Origin of the sequence: Paenibacillus sp. Soil787 (genome assembly GCF_001429545.1) — a bacterium.
Classification (GTDB): Bacteria; Bacillota; Bacilli; order Paenibacillales; family NBRC-103111; genus Paenibacillus_E.
In genome coordinates, this window is the sequence record NZ_LMSP01000001.1 from 242,262 (window position 1) to 262,598 (window position 20,337).

Genomic DNA, 20,337 nt, shown 5'->3' on the forward strand with positions numbered 1-20,337 from the left:
CGGCAGCCGAGTAAGCTAAGGGCAGAAAAACGCAATCAGTCAAAACTTTATTGAGGATGATTTTTAGAATGTCTACGAGTAGCATTGATACTATCTTGGATACGCCAATCTTCACCAAATACTTCAACTACAAAATGGTCGTGTATTGTATCGTCTTTATCATATTTCCAAACACAAATCCAATCAGTTTTGAAGCCTGATTCTTCACAAATGAGTTTTCGCTTTCCCCATTGTTGCGTTCCAGTTGGAACTCTCCACACTTTTATTTTCTTTGCATAAGAGGTTGTAATATGAATTTCCATTTCCCCACTACCCTCTGGAATATATGTCCAGTTGCCTTCAGGAGCAGGTGTGGTTTCAATTTTCATTAATGGCGACGCTTGTGCAAATGTTGTAAAAGAACAAAACAGGATAAGTAAGCTGAGTATCTTTCCAAACATGTAATTTTCACCCCAAATTAATATTCCCCATGACGATGTTTTCCTTCACAGCATTTTGCCTTGTCCAAATGTTTAAAAAAGGTATTACGCTCCCTCGGTATGATTTGATTTCCTCACGCAAGCTCGTCTATTCGCAGGATTTCATCCTTTAGGTTTCGATGATGAATGAAAAGATAGCGAGATATATTAGGATGTGTCGTTTAAAAGGCATGCGGGAACAGAGGTGTGGTTGATTCACCCAATTCATTCCAAATGCTGCACGTATTCTCCACGATGCCCTTAGCGATTTTCACTCCCATGTCTCAACGGGTCAAAGCCCTTTCATTCCTTCGTCACATCTATCTAAGGGGTGGGGGCCGGTGTTTCTAACGGAACGGGTCGGAGCCCTTTTGCGTAATGTATCCCGATACTCCGTGCTTTCTTTGTCTCCTGCGAATACGCCAACTTGCGTGAGATAATTTTTATTTTAAGCAGCTAATGCAAAGATTTTATCGGGGTTGTATGCTTCATCACTACGGGCCATACCTACTAAGAGTCGAGCTAGTTTTCCACATAACTTCATGATAGACTTCATCTTTTTCAGCTTTTTCACCTGAACATTGTAGTGGTGTAAGGCTTTAAATTCTTGGTTACTCATGACCATGCACATCGTAATTAAAGATGAAACTCCGTAATTTCACGGATTCAAAAGATCATAATATTTTGGCAAATGTTGCTAAATGAAGCATTCCATTTTATAATATACATAGATAAACGATGCATCGTAATTCTATATTTATGGAAGGAGCTCATCTACTCATGAAGATTAATAAAGAACTCATGAAAGGAAGCACAATAATCCTCATTCTTACCCTTTTGGATCGTAAGGACATGTACGGGTACGAGATGACCAAAGAGATGGAAAAACACTCCGATGGCATTTTTACTTTAAAAGAGGGCACGCTTTATCCCATTTTGCACACACTTGAGTCAGAGGGCTATGTGGAAGCGTATTGGGACGAGAAAGAGGGACGGAAACGTAAGAATTATCGCATAACGAAGGCCGGCAAGGGCGAGCTCAAGGTGAAGAAACAGGAATGGTCACTCTTTCGCGATACGGTTGATCGAGTGCTCGGGGTGGGGGTGGGCGGCGTATGAGTAGCTTTCAAAAGCTTGAGGAGGTCACAACGTTCCTTAAACACGTTTGCCGTGAAATTAAAGCGAAAGAAGTCCATGCAGAAGTTCGTCTGGAGCTTGAAAGTCATTTGCAGGAGTTAATTGAGGAGAAATTGAGTAATGGTATTGATTTGGATGCAGCTGTTAAGGAGTCAATCGCTCAAATGGGAACTCCTGATGTCATCGGACGGCAGTTTCATCTTGCCCACCGGCCTCGATTTAACTGGGTGCTGCTTGCCATCGTCGTTCTTTTTATGACGATTGGGTTAGTCGCCATATTTTCTGCTCAAGCTGCCTACTATCGTCCTTATCTCAGTTCACTTGGAATGAAACAAGCTATTTTTTTTGGCATAGGCTCATGCTTGATGATGTTGATTGGCTTCAGCAACTATCGTAAATTCGCAAGATACTCTTGGGTCCTCTATATGGGTACAATAACGCTGCTTAGCTATGTATTACTATTTGGATATAAGATCATTGGAATTAGAGGTTATGTTAGTTTGGGACTTATCGAACTGAATATCTCTGCACTCTCCCCCTATTTGCTTCTCATTGCATTAGCTGGTATTTGGAGCAAACCATTAAGAACTAGTTCGAACATATCCTATCTTCGAGCATTCCTTCGAAATAGTTGGATCGACGTAGGAACTGTCTGGCTCCCAAGTATACTCATTTTATTCACACATTCGATCAATAATTTCGTTCTGTTCTTTATTGGATGCTTGACTTTGCTACTGGTTTTGAGAAAAAAACGAGCCATCCTCGCTGCGCATTGCGGACTATTTGCAACTGCATTTGGTTTGTTTATTCTTAAATTAAGCTATGATTCCTATCAAGCCAACCGTCTTTTCGCTTTTACGCATCCAAATGAAGATAAGCTAGGAATGAATTATGTGCTGACTCAATCCAAAATGGCTATACATTCCGCTGGTTGGTGGGGTCATGGCTTTGGTGCGCCACTTAGCAACTTGCCTATCCTTCAGTCCGAGATGATGTTCCCTTTCCTCATCTACTGTTTCGGTTGGGGGTCTGGAATTGCACTGGTTATTATGGTAGCCCTGTTCTTCCAGCAAACAGTTAGCGTTACCCGAAAGGTGAAAGATCCCTATGGAAAAGCAATCGTATCTGCCCTTTTGGCAGTGTTTACAACACAATTTACGTGGAGTATGCTCATGTCTATCGGTCTAGCGCCATATAGCTCGTTTCAACTTCCATTCATCAGCTATAGCGGATTACTGGCTATTTTTCAATTTGTATCAATCGGTCTAATGCTTAGTGTCTATAGACGTAAAGACCTCGGCACTTGGCAGTTTACTTAGGCGTATTGCAGATCTTTTCAACCCGATTAGCCACTATCCCTTAGATATCACCTTTACCTGTTTACTGTGACATTATAATTGGCAATGAAGAAGTAAAAATAGAACTAATTGAGAAATTTACAACAGCTTATAAAAATGAAATCCCATTTAATTTGAGCAAGTCCATTAAACTAATGGAAACGTTAGTTCAATAAATGTAACGTTAGTTCAATAGTAGAGTACAGCGGCAGTCTAAGACTTTATTTTTCGAGTCCTAGTCCGCCGCTGTTTCATTTCAGGGCCAGTCTAATACTTAATTTTATTAATCTGACGATAATTAAATTGATAAATCCCGTAACATCAAGGGGTTCAGTCTAACACTATATTTTCTCAAGACACATACAAGACTCGGAAGATTGGCCTTTTATTGTGAATTGAATTTTTTTGAATATCAAATTAGGATGGGCCCTATTTTTAAAATAAATGGGGTAAAATAATGAATACTATTGGTGAAAAGGTGCTTTCGCTGATGCAATAGGGATATCATAAGGGACACTGAGTGAGATCGATCAAGTGGACGCATAACATTTGTTCGCAGCACTCATGGCAAACGTGCTTTTAAAGTGGTTATATGATTATTAAAAACTATTCATAATCGCTTGTAAATCAATACCTATCATTCGATTTAAGGAACAAATTGTCTATTTGTATAACTTTCTAAATCTAGTATCTGGCTAATCAACAGGCGTGATCATTTTATTCTAAGTTGTATTTTTCGATTTAACGAACAACTTTAATGTGAATTGATTGAAGTTGGTTGTAACAAGTGTTACTCTTACAACGGTAAACTCGTAATCTAGATTTTGCAATACATCTAATAATAGTCACCATTTTAGTTATAAAGAAAGGTAATACTATGATAAAAGTTGATAACTTATCCTTCTCATTTCCGCAAAAAGAACTATATAAAAACATTTCATTTACGCTTGAAGAGGCGCAACATTGCGCTTTTATAGGAACAAGTGGCAGTGGGAAAAGTACATTGATCGATATACTGATGGATCCAGAAAGATATTTGTTCGAGGGCAGGTTAGAAATAGATCCGACTTGCAAAATTAGGCATGTAAGTCAATTCCCACTATTCGACAAAACGAAAGAAACAACAGTTTTTGAATATATAGGGGAAGAATTTATTAAGATACAAAATGAAATAACAGCTATTTGTACGGAAATGGAAACATCATCGGATATTGAGTCGTTATTAGAAAAGTATCAATTGGCATTAGACACATTTGATTCAATTGGTGGGGCTGATTTTGAAAGCAACATTAATAAGAAACTAAATCTAGCAAACCTCATGAAGCTTAAAGATCTTAGGGTATCCGACCTGAGTGGTGGGGAATTCAAACTTATTCAAGTGATGAAGGAAATGCTTAGTAGTCCAGACTTAATAATTATGGACGAACCAGATGTATTTTTAGACTTTGAAAACCTAAATGCGCTTAAAAATCTTATTAATTCTCACAAAGGGTTACTACTAGTTGTTACGCACAACCGATATCTATTGAATCATTGTTTCAACAAAATTCTACACCTTGAAAACATGGAGATCCAAGAGTTTGATGGGCGGTATATTGAGTATAATTTCTCATTACTTCAGACAAAAATTGAGTTGCAAGAAATCGCAGTCGCTGAACAAGAAGAAATTGAGAGATACGATAACATTATTGATAATCTTAGAGCTATCGCAACGTATAATTCAGAAGCATCTAGAGGGAGAGCATTAAAAGCTAGAGTTAGGTTTCAAGAAAGATTGGAAGCGCGTAGAATTAAAGCGCCATTTGTTGATATTAAGCAACCGAATATCAGTTTCGGTATTGAGAATGAAATTGAAGACAGGATTGTTGTAAAAGTCACTAATTATAGTGTTACGTTTGATGAATTGCTTTTAGACAATGTTAACTTTGAGATAAAATCTACGGATAAAGTAGCCATTATTGGTCCAAACGGTACCGGGAAAACGACTTTACTCCGAGATATCTTTACAAATAATCATGCTTCAATTGAAATAAATGCTGATGTTAAAGTGGCTTATTTATCTCAGAATCAAGGCGAAGTACTCGAGGATTCTAATACCATACTAGAAGAATTCATCGATGCTGGGTTTAAAACGTATGATGAGGTTAGATCATATATTTTAAACTATGGCTTTGAAGGAGAAATCGTTAATCAAAAGATAGCCTCTTTATCTGGTGGAGAAAAAAATATGCTTCAATTAGCTAAAGTATCTGCCAGTAAAGCAAACGTATTGCTTCTTGATGAACCGACAAGCCATTTAGACACCTATACACAAATAGCACTGGAGAAAGCCATTGAAGACTATAAAGGTGCGATTCTCATGATTTCTCATGATTTCTATTCTGTTGTAAATGGTATGGATTATGTTTTAATCATTGACGATAAGACGATTAGAAAAATGAGTATGCGAAAATTTAGACAGATGATTTATGCTAGTCATTTTAATAGAGACTATCTAGAAACTGAACAAAATAAAAAATCAGTTGAAATGAAAATAGAATTGGCTTTAAAAGATACTGATTTTGAACTTGCAAAAGTACTGGTTGATGAGCTAGAAGAGCTGATTAAGTTGCTTTAAATCATAACGCTCTGATTGAAATGATTACAAGAATCAATTTATTGTACTGCTACTCCGGATCGAATGGATGGTAAAAAAGCTTAAATCTTGGGGTGAATGGCAACCATCCAACAAGAACGTAAAGTCAGTTACAGCTAATAGAGCTAAAGTGAATTAGTCTGAGTTCAACGATGAAATAAGATGTTGGAGGAAAAGTATCAACAAAAAAGACACTGATGAATAGGATCTCAGTGTCTTTTTACTGCTCGAATATTAAACTAAGTGCTAACAGTCCTATTTGTCAGTGAATGTTCATTGAAAATAAAGAGTTAGACTGAAAAATAAAGTGATAAACCAGGAAAATAAAGTTGTAGACTGACCGCGAGCATTAAGCTAACGGGCAGGATTATGTGGTGATTGTCTTGAATATAGCCTATATTTCAAATCAGGATACAGGACAGAGAGGTGTGGAGATAAGATGTCTGCCACCGTTATTAAGTTAATTCCAACTATTCCAGAATATGTTCCAACTGCGAAAAGTATTGAAATGATCGATGAATGGATACAACAGTATAATGCACAAATTGTTATTACCGATGAAGTGCGTTTCATAGATCAGGGAGAAAATTTTGAGGATATTAAATGTCCTTTTTGTTCTAGTGACATTGAGATCAAATGGTGGCAAGACAAAATGGAGAAAGCTTCAGAAAGTTCTTTTCACGAACTCACATCAATAACCCCATGTTGTAATCAGAAGACAACACTAAATGAACTAAATTATAGCTGGGAGGCTGGCTTTGCTCGATTTTTAATAGAAATATTGAACCCGTCGATAGATATTTCTGAACATGATGTTTTAGCCATCGGGGAACAGTTAAAATGTCCATTAAAGAAAGTGATTGCACGTTACTAGATTAACCTAACGGCGAACTATAATTCAATGATGACACGACGGCAGCCGGCCAAAGCGATCGGCTGCCGTCGTTGCTCTAACGGGCAGTTATGCGTGGCGATATTACCTGTTGGTCTATCAGGCTGTATCTGTTATATAAAATATTCCTATCTGTTTCATTTCATATTACCAGTATAAACGTAGTATTTATGGAGTTTTTTTAAATCTGTTATATACTTTATATTTTTCTGTATTATATAATAAAAAAGGTAGATAGTGGGGTTAATAGAACTTCATAAACTGCCGCTGCGGAAAGAAAGATGGGGGTTGACTACAATTAAACTGGAAGCTGTTTTTATTAATAATACTGTTGAATCTCTTGCAGTTCTGTTGCTTGATTATTATGTTTTTCCAAACACTGCTGAAATTATGAAGACGGTTCTGCTTGAAAAGCTTTCTGAAGGTGACTTTTACAAGGTGGAGAGCGGCTTAGCCTTATCGCAGAAGATTACGGGTTATATGCAAAAAATAAGTAATGACAAACATTTGGGTCTTCACTTTAGTGAACTTCCGTTACCTCTTCAATTGCACGATTCAATCGCTGATGATGACATCAAATTACGCCAAAAACTTAATAACTACGGCTTCGAAAGGGTAGAGAGATTACCAGGTAATATAGGTTATCTCGTTATTAATGAATTCGTTTATCCTGAGCTTGCAGGAGAAACGGCAGCACACGCTATGAGTTTTTTAGCGAATACAGACGGGTTAATCATTGATCTCCGAAATAATGGCGGCGGCTCTTCATTTATGGTGACGTTAATCGCCAGTTATTTGTTGGATGGTTCCCCACCAATGCATTTAAATGATCTTTATTGGCGATTTTACGATGCCACACAATCATTTTGGAGTTTGCCCTTTGTACCTGGGAAAAGATTCGGCTCGAGTAAGCCTGTTTATCTTCTGACTAGTCAAAAAACAGGGTCCGGCGCTGAAGAATTCGCCTATAGTCTACAAGCAATTAAAAGAGTTAAGATTGTTGGCGAAAAGACTGGCGGAAAAGCAAATCCAGGTAGTATCCATCGCATAAATGACCATTTTCAGGTCTTTATTCCCAATGGACGTGCGATTAACCCGATAACCAAAGATAACTGGGAGGGCATAGGAGTTTTACCGGATATCGAAAGTAACAGTGATGAAGCTTATGAGAAGGCATATCAATTTCTCCTCCAACATATATTGCAACACTTTAGCGAGAATTTGGAACCTGGACGAGAGCAGTTAATGACCGATATCAAAAAAATATTGAACCTTAGATAGGTTAAAGCCCTGCTATTAAAGTTCAAGAATAGTATTGGTGAATAGCACCCTGATACACAGGTTTTTGTCCAGTTCATTGCGCTAACGGAAAACGTTTGTTCAATAAACACCAAGAGACGGTAGCCATTTAATCGGCTGCCGTTTTCTCATCAAATGGGCATAAAAGTTCAACGAGATTCATTAGAATATAGCTTCCAAAAAGCTAAGCAAGCTCACTGATTAATTCCTCCATTTCAGTTCCTCTCCAATCTCTTGCAGTAATACATTGAGTTGGTGGCTGTATTTTAATTGGGTTACTGCAACTTTTAACTTCCAGATTCGTCCAATATTAGTAATGATTGATGTAGCGAAGGAGGAGTTGAAATGAAGAATAAATTGGCTGTATTCGCATTGATCGGATCACTGAGTCTGCCTATGTTGGCCCAGACCGGACAGGTGCACGCCAATTCGGCGGATGTGAAGGTGATTATTCCAGGATATAAGGTGAAATTGAATGGACACCTGGTGGAAAACGCGTATCGCGAGTACCCCTTGTTGGTGTATAAGGATATCACGTACTTCCCTATGACCTGGTATGATTCTCGGCTGCTAGGGCTGGAAGCCAGTTGGTCCAAACAGGAGGGGCTCCAGATTTCCCAGGGGCAGGTGGCTTCGGCCTATGTCTCTTACAAGTCGGATCACCCCAATGCGGCATCCTATCGCGCGGAGGTGCCTGCATCGGCCATTACCGTGAACGGTCAGACCATCGACAACGCCAAGGAGGAGTATCCGCTCCTCAGCTTCCGGGACGTGACGTACTTCCCTCTTACCTGGAAGTTCGCGCATGACCAGTTTAGCTGGGATTACACCTGGGATACGGTGGACGGCCTGTCAATTCAGTCCCATAATCCACAGCTGGCAGAAACGGGGCTCCCCGATTACGCCTCGAAGAACGATGTGGCTTTATACAAGGGGTATTATTACTTCGTGGAGACGCAGGGGTCGACGAATCACGTCTATCGCTCCCCGATCAAGAGTCCGACGGATAAGGAAAGCGTGTATGACTACAATATCGACAATGGCCGAGGGATACAGAATGGGGTTTCCTTCGAGTTTCGAGATGAAGTCCTCTGGTTGAACTATCATGTGGGCGGGGCTACGATGGGTTACGATGTCTACGTCAAGATCTCAGCTGACGGCAAGGCGACCGTGGCGCAACAGGGCTATCTAGATTTCCGCGAAACGGGGTATGGCACCATTATCGCTAATGACGGGAATCCTCCGTTCGCGGGCAACCTGTCCCTCATGCCTTCCGGGCAGGACCGATCTTCTATCAAGCTCCTAGGTAGTCCAGACATGATGTACGGCAGGCATGTGACGGTAGACACGAACAGTGTCGGCGTCGGAGGCGATGATGGATCCATGACTGTGGTGGGGGACAGCGTTTACGTTATGGGGGCGACATACCCCAAGGATAACAGTAACTTGAACAACATCTATAAGATTAATCATCAGACCGGGACCTCCGTCAAAGTGGTAAACGCCTCCGTCAGCCGGTTTCGTGTTATCGACAACAAGCTGTATTACGTAAAGGATGCAGATAACGCGCTATACCGCTCCGAGATGGACGGAACAGGGGAGTTGAAGCTCACCGAGCGCTCGGTGAGTTGGTTCGGAATGGCCGGCGGGAATGTGTTCTATACCTCGCCTGCCCCCTCATTCGACGGGACGGTCGTCCATGCGAATCTGTATAAGAAGAATCCGGACGGCGAAGACTGGATCATGCTACGTGATTCGGTGAAGGCAGTACAGATGAAGAGTGACCGACTGGTCTGCGTCATGGGCGACGATGCACCTTATGGAATGGAACTGCTGGACGGCTCTGGCCGCCTATTGCTGGAGGTGGCGAACCCAATTGCACGCATACATGCGTCCGACGACGGCATTCTCGTTGCTACTTCCGGCGACTCCGGCATACGGACGATATCGTTGACCGATAAATAATCGGAATACGGCAAGAGCTCTGAGGAGAGAGCTAAGGTAACGGGTAACTTTTTGTCCATTCAAGTAACGGGCAGTTATCTATGGCTTAACTTACATTAAAAGGAATCCCTGCATATTTGACGAAGAAATATGTATCACCGATATTAGGGAGCCAAAATAGGAATGAAAAAAATCCTCATTATTGGAATTGTAGCTAGTGGTAAGACGACATTGGCAAAACGCTTATCAAAGAAAATTAATGTACCTTGGTATGAACTCGATTCCATAGTTCATCATCAAACGTTAACGGGGCGGTATAAGCGTACAGCAGAAGAGCAAATTGATGTTTTAATGGAAATTGATAAAAACGGAACATGGATATTTGAAGGAACTGATAGAGAATCCAATCAATGTTTATATCAAATGGCAGATACAATCATATTTCTTGATACTTCATTGTGGAAGCGTAGAATAAGAATTCTAACTCGATTCCTTAAGCAAAACTCGGAATTGAAAAGTGTAATTATAAACCAGATTTTTTGATGTTAAAGATGATGTATAAATGGACACGGGATTTTGACAAAATAGAAGCAGTTTTGATACCAAGTTAAAACTATACAATGATAAGCTGATCAGATTAAGTAATAACCTGAACTTTCCCTAATCTGACAAAGATTACGTAACAGAAAACGATGGTACCATGACGAGCAGGTTGCCGGCATCATTGGCAGCCTGCTCAACTATCGGGCAGGATACTTACAATAAAGATACGGAGGCAGCCGACCATCGGCTGCCTTTTCCCCGCGAACGGGCAGGATAGTTGAAGAAGAAATAAAAGGACAATTACTAAAAACAAGAATAACTTTTTAGTTGGTTTTTTAGTCTGCGGTTTACATTAAAAAAGGAGGGGGATTGAATTGGATGACTTAATTAAGGAGTATGCCTTAGGATACGCAATGCTTCGGGATGCTATCGAAGGATTGACAGAGGTGGAGTTTCGTTTCAAGCCTGCCCCGGACAAATGGAGCATTCATCAAATCCTCATACATGTGACAGATTCAGAGATTTCGTCCACAACTAGACTAAAAAAAGTCTTGGCGGAAGATGAGCCGACTCTGATTTCATTTGATCAAGACGCATGGGCGAATAACTTGGGGTATGATTTACTGGACCGCGAGCAGTATCTACTTCTGTTCAAATTGCTGCGTTCCAGTATGAAGACAATTCTAGACAATCTAACTACTGAACAAAGCGAGCGAGTGGGAGTGTATGTCGATCAGGGGCGGTTCACATTTAAGCAATTGATGGAATACCGCATCGAACATGTCCGCAACCACCTTGCTCAAATTGAAAGGGTTAAGAAGGCATATCGCGATAAGCAATTAACCATTTTTTAAAAATAGAAGGTGATAAACAAGTGAACATTGAAGGTGAATGGCTCGGACAGGCGGCGTTAAAGGTGAAACGCTGGCCTAAAGATACCATAGCGGCGGGTCGTCGTCATACGGTTGGGCTTAAATCTGACGGAACGGTGACGGCTGTGGGTGATAATAAATATGGCCAATGTGATGTAAGCGGCTGGCGCGATATTGTGGCGGTCGTGGCTGGTAATGTTCATATGGCGACGAACACGGGTAATGCTCATACAATCGGTCTTAAATCTGATAGTACTGTGGCGGCTGTGGGTTGGAATAAGCATGACCAATGCGATGTAAACGACTGGCGCTATATTGTAGCGGTTGCGGCGGGTTGGCGTCGTACCATTGGGCTTAAATCGGATGGCACGGTGATAGCAGTGGGCCGAAATAATGAAGGTGAATGCAATGTAAGCGGTTGGTATGATATTGTGGCGGTCGCGGCGGGTGACTGGCATACCATCGGTCTTAAATTGGACGGCACGGTGACGGCTGTAGGTAATAATCGGTATCGCCAATGCAATGTAAGCGGCTGGTGCGATATTGTGGCTGTCGCAGCGGGTTATCTTCATACAATCGGTCTTAAATCGGACGGTACGGTGACGGCTATAGGTTTGAATAAACATGACCAATGCGATGTAAGCGGCTGGCGCGGTATTGTGGCAATAGCGGTGGGTAGTAATCATACCATCGGCCTTAAATCGGACGGTACTTTGGCGGCTGTGGGTTGGAATGAGTATGGCCAATGTAATGTAAGAGATTGGCGCGATATTGTGGCGATTGCGGCGGGTTGTGCCCATACCGTCGGTCTTAAATCGGACGGCACGGTGGTTGCTGTGGGTGATAATGAATATGGCCAGTGCGATGTAAGCGGCTGGCGCGGCATCCAACTACCCGGCAAGTAGTTTTCAATATTAATAATACATATAATAATGAAAGCTATGCGCCGATGCGTCGGGGACACAGAATTAAGATGGTTATAGCATACCGTTTAAGCGACACCATTGGGAATAGTATCATTTTCCGTTAAGCTAACGTAAGAACGATAGTTAATTAACCAAGGAGCAGAACGCCGCAGCTGGCAGTTGCTCCTCTTTTTAATTGACGGGAGGATAGTTCAATTGTTTCTCGAATATTTTCTGAGTTGGATAATTTTATAAACTTTGTGAATATAACGTTATGTGAAATCACAGTGTGATATTTAATGAAATCATTTAAAGGAGCCCTGTATGAAGACAATTATCTATATGGTTAGGCATGGAGAATCACCATACAATGAAGGAAATGAAAGAACAAGAGGGCTTACCCCAAAAGGAAAGATCGAGATTGAAAAAGCAACGAAATTACTTATAGGTGAAGGAATTGACATGATTATATCAAGTCCTTATACTCGAGCAATTCTTAGTGTTGAGGGATTGGCCGAGCACTTAAAGTTAGATATTAATGTATTTGAAGATCTTAGAGAACGTCATTTTGCATCTAATATTATTGAAAGTGCAGAGTTAATGTCTAGTATCAGATAGAGTTTTAATGACCTTAATCATACCTTGCCGGGTGGAGAGTCTAATGCTGATTGTCAGAAAAGAGCACGTAAAATTTACGTTAAGGGTATAATCTTCAAATCTTAGTGAGTATGTATGTCATATTTTTCATTTGGATTGTTATTTCTGCTATAGTTCATCAGGTGAATATAAGAAAACGAAAGTAAATGATTCGGCTAACGTAGACGCTTCGTATATGTAATCTTACTGAATAATCACGACGATATTGAACTAACGGAAACGATTGTTCAATAAACACTTTCAAAGGCTTCCGATCACTTCGACGCCATTGCTCGCCTTACGGGCGGTAATGTTTTAATGACAAGGGACGCTTATTGAATCAATATTTCAAACAATAGATGGGAGTACTCTCATAAGAGAAAAGTAAGCTGATAAGGCAGGATTCGACTGTGTCACTCATCCCTACGGAATACACATCGTTGCAAGCCACAAAGCGCGAAACAACGCCGAATTACTATGTTAGAACTCAAACGAATCTGACTTAGGAGTGTAGCTATGGAGAGTGAAATTGAATTGGCTGTGGAGAAAATTGAACAGTTGAATACGAGGAGTCAAAAAGCAATGATGGAGTTAATCCGAAAAAGCTTGAAAATGAACGATGACGAGTTCAATAAAGAACTGCTGTTAGCCTACGCTCATCAAAATCCAGTTCATATTTTGGAAATCACTATCGCTCTAAAATATGAAGAGATTATTAAGGCTTTACCGGAGCAATACAATTAGATTCAAAGCTCCGTAAATGAGAACAAAACAAAGCAGTAATGGAAGCATCTTTGTACTAGCAAGCCTGCTTATGTAATGAGACGAAACTTATCGAGTAAACACATGATTCCCAATCGCGCGATCTTCGAGGGGATAGCGGTTAGTGATAGCAATAAATAAGCCGTTTAGGTCATTATGCTAACGAAAAAAAGATAGTGGAGGAGCTAGCAGGATGCAGCTCCTTTTTTCATTGAAGTAACGGGCAGATTAGTTGAATAACCAATCGGAAAATGTTGCTAGTAATCTCTCTGTTTCATTTGCTATAATTCCATAAAATGGTCTGTGGAATGGAGTTGTTTTAATGAATATTATGTTTGTATGTACGGATAATTTCACTCGAAGCGTAATAGCTGAATTTTGTATTAAGGATTTTCTCCGTAGAAATATAAGACTTTAATTAAGGTTGCTTCGGCTGGGATAAGAGCTAATGATTATATTAAAGAGCAATACAATCGTGAAATCCCATTATTCAATGAAGTATATAACGGTCAAAAAACAGCAGTGAATATAGGTGCTCCCGATACTGAAGATTTTGTGGAACAAATGAGCAAATTGGTTCATTAATTTTATGAAGCAACGCCCAGCATCATACGGAATATAGAACAAAAGACCGCACTTTAATAGCCACTTCTATTTTTTCAATATCAAGTTTGATTGAAACATAGCCACTTTATTTATTAAATTGTTTTTATGTAGGCTAAGACCGTTTAAGAAAAAGCAGTAGGAGCAAGGAAGCTTATTGTGCTAAACGGAGAACGATAGCTCAACAAACAACCCTGATAGGCTGCCGACACGATCGGCAGCCTTTCGTTCACCAAAGGGCAGGATAGTGTTGAAGCCCCTAAACTTGTATTATTGGTAAAACATAGCTATGGCAAAAACAATTGGGATCTGCCAGGCGGAAAAGCTGAAGAGAATGAGTCTGCGGAGGAAACTGCAAAAAGAGAAGTACATGAAGAAGTAGGGTTAGAAGTCAGAGTTGAGCAATTAACTGGTATATACTACGATCCGAACTATGACATGCATCATTTTGTTTTCATTGCGAATAACGATAATAATCGAGTACCTCAGCCAAGTTCGCCTGAAATTTTAGAATGCAGATTCTGCTCAAGAGATGAACTTCCTAAACCGATTAGTGATTTCACATGTAAGCGTATTGAGGATGCATTAAATCATGATAGAAAGCATCTTTTCCATACTGTGGGACCAAGACAGTGGATTGAATAATAAGTTGTTCAACTAACGGAAACGTTTGTTCAATAAGAAACCAAGACGAGGCTGCCGGCATGAATCGGCAGCCTCGTTGAAGTAATGGGCAGAGATAAAGCAACGAATTATGAAATCCTGTGTCTAAATGAACAAAAAAAGTTGGGGGAGTTAAGTTGTCCATAGAGAGAGATAAAATGATAAGTCCGCTCAAAAACGTCGTTATTCCAAGCTTACGCGACCGTGGCTTCAAGAGTACATTCCCGCACTTCCGAAGAATAACCGAAAAGAAAATAGACCTTCTAACATTCAATTCGATAAATATGGTGGTGGTTTTATTATCGAGATAGCAGTTTGTTCCAGATGGGCATACGACAAAGTTGCAAACAAGGTGTTAAAAAGTCTTAGTGACGCGGATGATTATTTGGTCCATCACTGACTTTCGCAAAGCTTACGATACGTATTTGGAGTAGCAGAGGACGTAGCGGCTCCCCTTCGTCATTAAGCGATAGGGCAGATTTCTTCAATAAGATAACGTAACTGAAAAACTCTCTTAGTTTATGTTCCAGAAATGCTTGGTAACGCTGAAGAATTTCCATTTGAATCGTTTGAAACCAGGCAAAATATATCGGATAAACGAGTTTTTTCAGGAATGATATTGCTTATTTTGGAGTATCAGCAACATTAGTCTATTAAAATATGGTAATATCTACAATTAGATAGTAACATATCCTTGTAAACGGTTGAACTTACGCAAAATTTCAACTCATTTGAAAGTCTTGTAATTTTTCTGATAAGCTACTATCCAGGTCATGATCGCCAAGCTGCCAATTGATTGAAAAACCATACAAAATCGGTTATTCGCATTGGAGACATGTCCGTGCATAGTTTTTGCTGCAAAAAAATGGAAGGGGTTGTATTTGTGAGAAAGAAACTAATAGCATTTCTATTATCATTAGCTCTATTAACAAGTATTCCAAGCCTTTCGCAGGCTGATGATTCTATTCCCGTACTTTTGAATGGAGAAGCGATTCATTTTGAAGTACAACCGTTTATTGAAGAGGGCACAACAATGGTACCGTTCCGCTCTATTTTCGAAAAACTTGGTTTAGCTGTTAGCTGGGATGGGGAGGCGCAGACTATAACAGGCTACTCAAGCGATTTAGAAATTAGACTCCAAATTGGGAGTGCGACGGCAATTGTAGATGGCAAACCACAAGAGTTAACGATTGCACCGGAAATCAAAGATGGCAGCACATTTGTCCCTTTAAGGTTTATTGGAGAATCTAGCGGAAAGAAGGTTATCTGGGATGCCAGAAATCATACCGTACTGATTCGTGATGGACTATCTAACTATTTGGAGAATACACTCTACATAACAAGCAAGAATCTGACTTATGTCGGGGATCAAAAAGACGGCCACGTTTCAATCTATTCGGATGGAAAGCTCGTTTTTGAAGGTGAATTTAAAGATTATAAAATAAACGGAACAGGTACTCTTTATTGGCAGGGTGGGCAGAAGTATTATGAAGGTCAATGGTTTAACGGCCTCATGAATGGGATAGGAAAGCTCTATAATGAAGACGGTACGCTTTGGTACGATCAAATAAAAATGAGCGACAACATAATAGGCGGTAATGGATCGTTCTATTTAAGTAATGGTTGGGTTTATAAAGGTGAACTGGTTAATGGAACAGCCACAGGGATTGGGAAATATTACGATCCAAGCGGTGCGCTTTTCTTCGAAGGTGAATCAAAGAATTTCAAATTCGAAGGACAGGGAAAAATTTATTTTACAGACGGAAAGGTCCTCTTTGTAGGGGAGTTCCATAATAGTATGGCGAATGGCGAAGGTATCCAATACAATGAGGATGGCAGTATTAAATTCAAAGGATTGTTTAAAGATGGCAATCCTGTAATTGATAAAGTAGCCACACAGGAAATCGGAATTAATTTCTCTGCTGAACCGCCAGTATTGGACAGCTCCATTGCAACGGCGAATGCTGCCTTCACGATGATCAATGCGTTTAACGAAGGTTTATATCGTCTTGACAAAGATGGGAAAGTGCAACCAGGGCTGGCGAAAGAAATGCCGAAAATAACGAATAATGGCCTAACATACACAATTGCATTGCGAGACGCCAAATGGAGTGATGGTACGTCGGTGAAAGCTGCAGACTTTGTAAATGCTTGGAAACGCACCCTTGATCCTGCTACAAAAGCGCAGTACAGTTTTCTGCTCGAACGGATCAAAGGCGGTGAAGATGTAACGAAAGCTAAAACACCGAACGCAGTGAAGAAAGCAAAAGACTCACTTGGTCTGAAAGCTATCGATGATAATACACTTGAAATCAATTTGGAACGTCCTGTAGCGTACTTTCCAAGCCTTCTAGCATTCCCAGTTTTCTTTCCGCAAAAAATGGATTTCGTTGCAGCTCTAGGCAACCAATATGGCACTGACGCTGATAAAGTCATTGGCGCAGGTCCATTCAAGCTAGTTAAATGGAATCATGGTCAAACACTCGAGTTCGTGAAAAACGATAACTATTGGGATGCAATGAATGTGAAGCTGAACAAGATCACTGTATACATCGTAAAAGACGGATCAACCGGTCTCAATCTATATGCATCGAACGTGGCTGATGTTTCCGAACTTGGTGCCGATTTTTTGAATCTGTATCAAGGTAAGCCGGATATCGTATTTAAGCCGGAATTGACTACATCGTATCTAATGTTCCAAGAGAAAAAATTTCCTGCTTTCGCAAATGCAAAAGTACGGCAAGCACTTACCTTAGCTATTGATCGCTATGCGTTCATCAAAAAGGTTCTCAACAATGGTTCTGCACCATCAACAGGCTTTGTACCGAACGGAACGCTAGACGGAAATAATCAAAGCTTCCGCGCAGTTGCTGGAGATTTAACTGAGCCGAAGTTCGACACTGTGAAAGCGAAGCAGCTATTTGCAGAAGGCCTGCAAGAGCTAGGGATGACATCGCTGCCGTCATTCAAGCTGACATCAGACGATACGGTAACGGCAAAGAAAACGCTCGAATTCATTCAAGCACAATGGAAAACCAACCTTGGCATAGATATGACTCCTGATCCAATCCTGCATATGAACCGTGTAGAAAAGCAAAGTAAACACGACTTCGATGCTGTCGTTGCTTTATGGGGCGCTGATTACAACGACCCGATGACGTTTTTAGATATGTGGGGAACGGGCGGTGAATTTAACGAAGTCGATTGGTCAAACGCGCAATATGATGAACTAGTAAGTTCCGCTCGCAATGAAACTGATCCAGAAACACGATCGAAGCTGCTTGTTGACGCCGAAAAGATTTTGATGCAGGAAATGCCGGTTGGGCCACTATATTTCCGCAACCGAATTTTCGTAAGAAAACCGAACGTCGAAGGCATATTTTTCCCTTCATTTGGCGTAGAGTGGGAGCTGAAATGGGCAAGTGTGAAATAAAAAGCATTTCAAATATGAGCCTTTTTGGAACTAAGGATAACGGGTAAGACAAAAACATCAAAAAGTCAGTACTTCCCACTCACAGGAATACTGACTTTTTGATGTTTTTAAATTGAATTCATCTATACTGTCACTGGTAGAAGGAAAAAAATTAAAACGTTTGTCTGCCCAAAAAGATGCTAAGTCATAGAAATACCGTGAATTTTCACCGCTTTACACTGGTAGCCCATTCGAGTAAATGGCAGAATAATTCAATATAAGTGTACGGTTATAATTACCTAAAGTTGTTTAAACTTAAATTTAAAAACCACGGTAGTTGTTGTAATTGTTGATGAGAAGAGACCCAGTAGGGTTTTTGGGTCTTTTTGCAGTGCCTGCACAGAAGTTAGGGAACTTATGGTTGAAAATACTTTTCAGAAATTTTTGTTTCTTCTCATAATAATAGTTGGAGTCGCCGATTTACCTATTAGTTCAAATTTAAAACTTACAGTCATTTTTTTCATATTAGCATTGGGGATGCTGGTATCCTTTCGAAGAGGTTTATCGGAAACCGTTCGACAAGTTCTGCTATAAGCGTCTAATAGCGTGAAAAGCAGGAGATTACAAGTGATTAATCTTAACTTTACAACCGAGGATGGGAATGAAGGAGCCAAGTTTCCCGAAACCATCCCGCCAATACTCCTGCGGGCGTCATGGTAGACAGGTCATGGGGTCTGAAGAACAGGTAGATTCGGCAGAACGGAGGCTGGAGCCATTCTAATAGAAAAGGTATGCCAACTGATATGCCGCGTGGCTGAAAAACTGGATATGGTGAGAATCGTTCCGACATAAGGGACTGACGAACAACCGAAAGTACGGGTCTAAAGTTAGAACATAGGGAAAACCCATGGACCATCAAATGATGGGGTGAGTGGCGTAAAGTAAAAATGTTTCCTATGAAATACGCTATGCCGAACAATGGCGGCATCCAGCTCGCAGGCCTACAGGGAGCACCTAAGTCCAGAACGGAAAGCTAGGTTGTAAGGGACTTGGAAAACAAGGAACGCTGTAACAAGGGCTGTCACCCGAAGCGGTTGCTATAAGGCAAATGCCGAAATGCATTTATCCTTGTGAGGGCAGGGGCATGACTGATGAATCTCCTGTAATGGGAGTGGAGGAACAGCCCCAAGTCTAACTGAAAGAACGATCATTTTCCAAGCGTGAATTGCACCGATCGGGTATGAACGTGGGAACATCACTCAAGGAAGGGATGCCACAGTGCAAGCTTAACAATATAGGGATGTGAATAATCCCAAATCTGTGAGTAACGAGGAACTTATGATCTAGTACGCTCAGTTAGATGGAACGCGGAGTGCTGGGAAACTGGCACGCTCCGTGTGGAGCAGGGGAAAAGCCGGAGATCGCATCAAACGCTTACCTATTGCTGACGATAGAACAATAATAATACAGGCTGCCGGAATACTCGGCAGCCTGTTCAAGTATCGGGCCTAATAAATTAAAAGCAGCAGCCTCAATTAAGAAGCTGCTTTTTAGTAACTCGTCAGTCAATGAATGTTCGTTCGTCCTATGTAATAAGGTAATGTTCAATCGGCAGTTTCATCAAGGTCTTCGTTGTAAGCCAATATCCCGCGCTTAAAATAATGAAGCTTTTCGTCAGAAGTAGTTTCCATTAAATTGGTGACCAACAGTTCGACGCTTTCCTTGTAGTTTTGGCTATTGTACAGCGCCATGGCGAGAAACACTTGAATTGCCCGGTTCTCCGGAAATTCCCTAGCGCCTCTGCGCAAAGTCTCCACCGCTTTTTCGTAGTCCCCCCAGTAGCGATATGTACTCCCCAGACCCATTAGGCATCTTTCTAGATCAGGACCAGATAGGCCCAATTCAAGTGCTCGCACATAAAATGGAATTGCCTGACGTCCCATGTCAGAATTGTCATGCGCGATTCCGGTTTGGTAGTTGATCTCCGCATCATAAGGATAATTGGACAATAGTTCTAATAAGTGCTCGCGAACCTCGCTTAAGATCGCTAAATCTTGCTTGGCTCGTCCTTCTTCGCGCCGTTCAATCAATTTGCTAAAATCGTCTCTAGTCATATGTCACCATTCCTATGTTTGGCAGTCTGTTGAGATAAGACAATCTTAACATAAAGCTGGCGCTCATTGAGTTAACAGGAAACATTAGTTCAATTACTACAAAATTAAGCTGCCGCGAAATCGAT

At 40.8% G+C, this 20,337-nt stretch carries 16 protein-coding genes; 13 read left to right on the forward strand and 3 right to left on the reverse strand.

What is annotated here, in order from left to right:
* Positions 1-47: 47 nt before the first annotated feature.
* Positions 48-440, reverse strand: coding sequence for a hypothetical protein (locus ASG93_RS01155; protein WP_056827993.1), 393 nt, complete (start codon positions 438-440; stop codon positions 48-50).
* 466 nt (positions 441-906) lie between these two features.
* Positions 907-1,077 carry a hypothetical protein gene (locus ASG93_RS01160; protein ID WP_414858831.1) on the reverse strand — a complete coding sequence of 57 codons (171 nt, stop codon included), beginning with the start codon at positions 1,075-1,077 and terminating at the stop codon, positions 907-909.
* Between the two features lie 161 nt (positions 1,078-1,238).
* On the opposite strand from ASG93_RS01160, the gene ASG93_RS01165 reads away from it, so the two are divergent.
* From ASG93_RS01165 to ASG93_RS01225, 13 genes are all read left to right on the forward strand, one after another.
* On the forward strand, positions 1,239-1,577 hold the full coding sequence (locus ASG93_RS01165) for a PadR family transcriptional regulator (protein ID WP_056827997.1): 339 nt from the start codon (positions 1,239-1,241) through the stop codon (positions 1,575-1,577).
* On the forward strand, positions 1,574-2,914 hold the full coding sequence (locus ASG93_RS01170; RefSeq protein ID WP_056827999.1) for an FtsW/RodA/SpoVE family cell cycle protein: 1,341 nt from the start codon (positions 1,574-1,576) through the stop codon (positions 2,912-2,914). Before ASG93_RS01165 ends, ASG93_RS01170 begins: the two co-directional genes overlap by 4 nt.
* A gap of 895 nt (positions 2,915-3,809) precedes the next feature.
* Entirely contained in the window at positions 3,810-5,549 is a 1,740-nt protein-coding gene (locus ASG93_RS01175) for an ABC-F family ATP-binding cassette domain-containing protein (RefSeq protein WP_056828001.1), read from the forward strand.
* A gap of 457 nt (positions 5,550-6,006) precedes the next feature.
* Complete coding sequence (locus ASG93_RS01180) at positions 6,007-6,441, forward strand: hypothetical protein (RefSeq protein WP_056828003.1); 435 nt, start codon at positions 6,007-6,009, stop codon at positions 6,439-6,441.
* A 306-nt stretch (positions 6,442-6,747) separates the two neighbouring features.
* On the forward strand, positions 6,748-7,740 hold the full coding sequence (locus ASG93_RS01185) for a S41 family peptidase (RefSeq protein WP_156410750.1): 993 nt from the start codon (positions 6,748-6,750) through the stop codon (positions 7,738-7,740).
* Between the two features lie 363 nt (positions 7,741-8,103).
* A complete protein-coding gene (locus ASG93_RS01190) occupies positions 8,104-9,723 on the forward strand; it encodes a DUF5050 domain-containing protein (RefSeq protein ID WP_056828007.1) in 1,620 nt (539 codons plus the stop codon).
* 162 nt (positions 9,724-9,885) lie between these two features.
* Entirely contained in the window at positions 9,886-10,245 is a 360-nt protein-coding gene (locus ASG93_RS01195; RefSeq protein ID WP_235550693.1) for an AAA family ATPase, read from the forward strand.
* Positions 10,246-10,619: 374 nt separating this feature from the next.
* A complete protein-coding gene (locus ASG93_RS01200) occupies positions 10,620-11,099 on the forward strand; it encodes a DinB family protein (RefSeq protein WP_056828010.1) in 480 nt (159 codons plus the stop codon).
* 26 nt (positions 11,100-11,125) lie between these two features.
* Positions 11,126-12,022 (forward strand): RCC1 domain-containing protein, encoded by an 897-nt coding sequence (locus tag ASG93_RS01205; RefSeq protein ID WP_056829248.1) that lies wholly within the window; start codon positions 11,126-11,128, stop codon positions 12,020-12,022.
* A 324-nt stretch (positions 12,023-12,346) separates the two neighbouring features.
* A complete protein-coding gene (locus ASG93_RS01210; protein ID WP_056828012.1) occupies positions 12,347-12,640 on the forward strand; it encodes a histidine phosphatase family protein in 294 nt (97 codons plus the stop codon).
* A 534-nt stretch (positions 12,641-13,174) separates the two neighbouring features.
* Positions 13,175-13,402: a hypothetical protein gene (locus ASG93_RS01215; RefSeq protein ID WP_056828014.1), complete on the forward strand. Its 228-nt coding sequence runs from the start codon at positions 13,175-13,177 to the stop codon at positions 13,400-13,402.
* Between the two features lie 894 nt (positions 13,403-14,296).
* Entirely contained in the window at positions 14,297-14,668 is a 372-nt protein-coding gene (locus ASG93_RS01220) for an NUDIX hydrolase (RefSeq protein WP_056828015.1), read from the forward strand.
* A 901-nt stretch (positions 14,669-15,569) separates the two neighbouring features.
* Positions 15,570-18,119, forward strand: coding sequence for an ABC transporter substrate-binding protein (locus ASG93_RS01225; protein ID WP_162262816.1), 2,550 nt, complete (start codon positions 15,570-15,572; stop codon positions 18,117-18,119).
* Between the two features lie 1,583 nt (positions 18,120-19,702).
* On the opposite strand, the gene ASG93_RS01235 is transcribed toward ASG93_RS01225, so the two are convergent.
* Entirely contained in the window at positions 19,703-20,212 is a 510-nt protein-coding gene (locus ASG93_RS01235; protein ID WP_056828022.1) for a tetratricopeptide repeat protein, read from the reverse strand.
* Between the last annotated feature and the right edge of the window lie 125 nt (positions 20,213-20,337).